This is a genomic window from Mesorhizobium sp. M2C.T.Ca.TU.002.02.1.1, assembly GCF_003997225.1.
In genome coordinates, this window is the sequence record NZ_RZTO01000678.1 from 1 (window position 1) to 3,363 (window position 3,363).

Consider the following 3,363-nt stretch of genomic DNA (forward strand, 5'->3'; position numbering starts at 1 on the left):
GCGCGCAGAACTCGGTCGGCATCGGCGTGATGGGCGGCATGATCGCGGCGACGGTGATCGGCGTCTTCCTGGTGCCGCTATTGTTCGTCACGGTGCGCCGCATCTTCAAAGGCAGGGCGGCCAAGCAGGATACGGGCGGGACACAAGCCACAGCCACTCCGGAATAAAGGTTTCTCTCAAATGTTTGATTTTGAACGCGGTCTCGCGACCGCGAAGGGGCTCTTTTTGCCCGCGTTTGCCGCTGCCCTGCTCTCGGGATGCGTCGTCGGGCCGGACTACCAGAAACCTCTGCTGGCGATGCCGGCGAGTTGGGGCGGGCAGAAGGCGGCGAAACCGGCAAAGCCGGCGCAACTGTCGAAATGGTGGCAGCGCCTGCGCGATCCCGAGCTGAACGCGCTTGTCGAGGAAGCGGTTGCCGGCAATCTCGATGTGGCAAGCGCCAAGGCCAAGATCCGCGAAGCGCGGGCGAGCTACCGCCAGTCGGTCGGCACGCTGCTCCCCACAGCAGACGGTTCGGCCTCGGCTACCCGCAACCGGGTTTCCGCGACTTCCGCCGGCACGACGGCCAGCGAGACCTACAGCCAGTATCAGGCGGGCTTCGATTCCAGCTGGGAACTCGACCTCTTCGGCGCCAACCGCAGGGGCGTAGAGGCGGCGAGCTACGGGCTGGACGCTTCCGAGGAGGAACTGCGTTCGACCCTTCTCACGCTGGTTGGCGATGTGACCTCGAACTACGTCCAGGCGCGCGGCTACCAGGCGCGCATAGCGCTTGCCCGGCGCTCCGCCGCATCGCAGCGGCAGACCGCCCAGCTTACCCGCACGATGGCTCTGGCCGGTTCGGCGACCGCGGCGGATGTCGCCAAGGCGGAAGGACAGGCCAGCGGCACGGAAGCCGGCGTTCCGAGCCTGGAAGCGAGCTATGCCGAGGCCGTGCATCGCCTTTCAGTGCTGACCGGGCGACCGCCGGCGGCCCTCACCGAGCGCTTGAAGCGCGTAAAGCCGATCCCGGCGCCGCGCCTGCCGATCCCGACCGGTATCCCGGCCGACATCCTGCTCACCCGCCCGGACGTGCGCATGGCCGAACGGCAGTATGCGCAGTCCACCGCCAAGATCGGCCAGGCCGAGGCCGCGCGCTATCCGAGCGTCAGCCTGACCGGCGACATCAGCACCACGTCTCTCAAGCTCGGCGATCTCGGCAAGAACTCCACCATCGGCTGGTCCTTTGGCCCCACGCTCAGCGTGCCATTGTTCAATGGCGGCCAGCTGCAGGCGGCCGCCGACGTCGCCAGGGCTCAGCGCGACCAGTATTTCGTCGCCTACAAGGCTTCCGTGCTGACGGCGCTGGAAGACGTGGAAAACGCCACGGTTTCGCTGTCGCAGGAGCGCATCAGGAACGGCAAGCTCGCGTCGTCCGCGAAGTCCTATGGCGATGCCGCGCGGCTTGAAAGAACGCTCTACAAGGCTGGCGAGACCAGCCTTCTCGACGTGCTCGATGCCGAACGGTCGGCTTATTCCGCCGACGATTCAGCCCTGCAAAGCCGCGTCTCGATCGCCACCGACTACATAGCCCTCAACAAGGCGCTTGGCGGCGGCTGGGACGGCGCGATCGACACCGCCAGGCCTGAAATCATCGATGTCGGCACCGGGCCGCGACTGGCATCGAAGGCCCAGTGAGACAAGGTGCACGATGTCTATCCGCCTGTTGACGGCCCGTACAAATCTCCGTGAGCCGTGGCCGCAAACAATATCCCACTATATAACAGCCTCGTTGAGGTAATGAGATGTCAGGCGCCTACGATCTCGGAACCAATCTGGTTCGCCGTATCTATGAAAAGCGCATAGATGCACCGGCCATTCTTGATGCCGGCACGCATTTCCCCAATGCGGCGAAGTTCAGCGCCGCTTGGCAAGATATCCGCGACGAAGCGCTGGCAGCGAAGCTGAACACGGCGCCGCGCTTCCACGACATCATGCCGGAGCAGGCCGATATCTCGGCCAATGACGGTCTCGACTGGCGCATGTTCGTGCTCAAGGCCTATGACATGACGGTGCCGGAGAACCTCGCGCGCATGCCGGTGCTGACCCGGCTGCTCGCGGAGTGCCCCGAGGTCAAATCGGCGGCCGTCTCGTTCCTCGCCCCGCGCAAGCATATCCCGCCGCACCGCGGACCTTTCCGCGGCATCATGCGCTTCCATCTCGGGCTGGTCATCCCGAAGCAGGCGGATGGCCGCCCGGCGACGATCATGATGATCAACCATGAGGAAAGGCGCATCGCCGACGGCGAGTGCATGCTCTGGGACGACACGTTCGAGCATGAAGTCATGAACAACTCGGATCAGCCCCGCGTGGCGCTCCTGCTCGACGTGTGGCGCCCGCAAATGCCGCTCGACATGGAAATCCTGTCACGCGTGATCGTGCGTGGCGTGCAGGTGGGGATGCGCTATCGCGGCGTGTCGTTCGGCGGCTGAAGCTGCGATCGCTCTCTATGCTCGCGCGTCGCGATACGTCCCTGCCCTGCCGCCAAGCTTGCCCGGGAACATGGCGTCTCTCGCAAGCAATCCGCTGACACGGCAGAAGGCAGCGAATGCGCGGCAGGCTTCCTCGGCGCTAGCAACATCGACCGTCGCGCCGAAGCAGGCGTTGAACGCGGCTTCGTAGACCTTGCCCTGGCGGCGCTTCGGCCAATCCTGCAGGAAATCGAGCGCCTGCTCGACGCTGTAGATTTCCTCGATGGGCAGGCCGGGCGCGGGCGTGATGCGCACCGGCACCTCGAATTGCAGTCTGTCCATTCCCTGTCTCCCGAACTGGCGCAGCCGGAGCAACGCCGCTCGTTCTGAAAAGTTTCTTTTGGGGGCTTCTGACTCGCAAATGTGACCTCAGTGCGGTGAAGAATCGGTTCGCCGGTGCGGCAGATCGACGTCGGTCCGCATCGATACCGGCTGCATTGCCAATGCCGGATTTCCACCGTATTGCCTGCCATCACAGCTGCCGTGGGCGAAAAGATGAGCGAAATCCGGGTCGAGTCTCTGGTCAAGCGCTATGGCGAAACGACCGCGCTGGACGGTGTTTCGCTGGCCTTTCCGAAGGGCTCCTTCACAGCGCTGCTCGGCCCTTCCGGCTGCGGCAAGACGACGATGCTGCGATTGATCGCCGGCTTCGAGGCGCCGAGCGAAGGCCGCGTGTTTTTTGGCGACGCGCTTGTCGCCGACCCGAAGCGGCAGCTGCCGCCGGAGGCGCGCAATGTCGGCGTCGTTTTCCAGTCCTATGCGCTCTGGCCGCATATGGATGTCGCCGAAAACGTCGCCTATCCGCTGAAGGCCAGGCACGTGCCCTCCGCCGTCATCCCTGCCCGCGTCGCGGCGG

Annotated in this window: 4 protein-coding genes; 3 read left to right on the top strand and 1 reads right to left on the bottom strand. The window is 64.8% G+C overall.

All coding sequences use genetic code 11. The features are described from left to right. The first annotated feature begins 180 nt into the window (after positions 1 to 180). Both EOD07_RS27370 and EOD07_RS27375 read left to right on the top strand, forming a co-directional pair. A complete protein-coding gene (locus EOD07_RS27370) occupies positions 181 to 1,674 on the top strand; it encodes an efflux transporter outer membrane subunit (protein ID WP_127237618.1) in 1,494 nt (497 codons plus the stop codon). Between the two features lie 107 nt (positions 1,675 to 1,781). After that, a complete protein-coding gene (locus tag EOD07_RS27375; protein WP_041007298.1) occupies positions 1,782 to 2,468 on the top strand; it encodes an aspartyl/asparaginyl beta-hydroxylase domain-containing protein in 687 nt (228 codons plus the stop codon). Between the two features lie 15 nt (positions 2,469 to 2,483). On the opposite strand, the gene EOD07_RS27380 is transcribed toward EOD07_RS27375, so the two are convergent. After that, the gene (locus tag EOD07_RS27380; RefSeq protein WP_127237619.1) at positions 2,484 to 2,789 is read right to left on the bottom strand and encodes a DUF982 domain-containing protein; all 306 of its coding nucleotides are present in this window, start codon (positions 2,787 to 2,789) and stop codon (positions 2,484 to 2,486) included. A gap of 213 nt (positions 2,790 to 3,002) precedes the next feature. Here EOD07_RS27380 and EOD07_RS27385 point away from each other — a divergent pair. Next, positions 3,003 to 3,363: ABC transporter ATP-binding protein (locus tag EOD07_RS27385; protein WP_164772581.1), on the top strand; the 361-nt coding region annotated here is incomplete at its 3' end.

Bases quoted from the DNA above. Each gene is read 5' to 3' on its own strand.
- EOD07_RS27370 (WP_127237618.1), top strand. From the start codon at position 181: ATGTTTGATTTTGAACGCGGTCTCGCGACCGCGAAGGGGCTCTTTTTG.
- EOD07_RS27375 (WP_041007298.1), top strand. From the start codon at position 1,782: ATGTCAGGCGCCTACGATCTCGGAACCAATCTGGTTCGCCGTATCTAT.
- EOD07_RS27380 (WP_127237619.1), bottom strand. From the start codon at position 2,789: ATGGACAGACTGCAATTCGAGGTGCCGGTGCGCATCACGCCCGCGCCC.